This is a genomic window from Bifidobacterium callitrichidarum (genome assembly GCF_003129905.1).
Taxonomy (GTDB): Bacteria; Actinomycetota; Actinomycetes; order Actinomycetales; family Bifidobacteriaceae; genus Bifidobacterium; species Bifidobacterium callitrichidarum.
Map to the genome: position 1 here is coordinate 1 of NZ_QFFM01000062.1, position 578 is coordinate 578.

Sequence of the window (578 nt, forward strand, 5' to 3'; positions counted from 1 at the left end):
CGGAACAGCGTCGGGGCGTTGACCGGGGTGGCCTCCTTGCAGCGCATGATGCGGAACTGCAGGGCCTGGTGGGCCACCTCCATGCGCTCGTTGAACAGCTTCCAGAAGCGGGCCTTGTCGCCATGGGACTCGATGGCGATGCGCGGCACGTTCACGGTCACCACACCGAGGTTCATGCGGCCGTCTTCCTCGTCCTTGCCGGTCTCCGGGTTGATCCAGCCCTGCAGGAAGGAACGGCAGCCCATCGGGGCCTTGAAGGAGCCGGTGATCTTGACGATGTTCTCGTAGAACACCACGTCCGGGTACATGCGCTTGGTGGCGGACTCGAGGGCAAGCTGCTTGAGATCGTAGTTCGGGTCGCCCGGGTCGGCGTTCACACCGTGCTTGACGGTGAACACGAGCTTCGGGAAGATGGCGGTGTGGTGCTCCTTGCCCAGGCCGCGAATGCGGTTGAGCAGGATGGCACGCTGAATCTCACGGGAGAACCAGTCGGTGCCCAGACCGAAGCCGACGGTCACGAACGGGGTCTGGCCGTTGGAGACGCGGTTGGAGTTGATCTGGTACTCCATGGTCTGCAT

1 protein-coding gene is annotated in these 578 nt (G+C 63.5%); it reads right to left on the bottom strand.

Annotated features, from left to right (window positions below):
• Positions 1-578 (bottom strand): anaerobic ribonucleoside-triphosphate reductase (nrdD, locus tag DF196_RS13110; protein ID WP_277745756.1); only part of this gene is annotated, 578 nt, incomplete at both ends.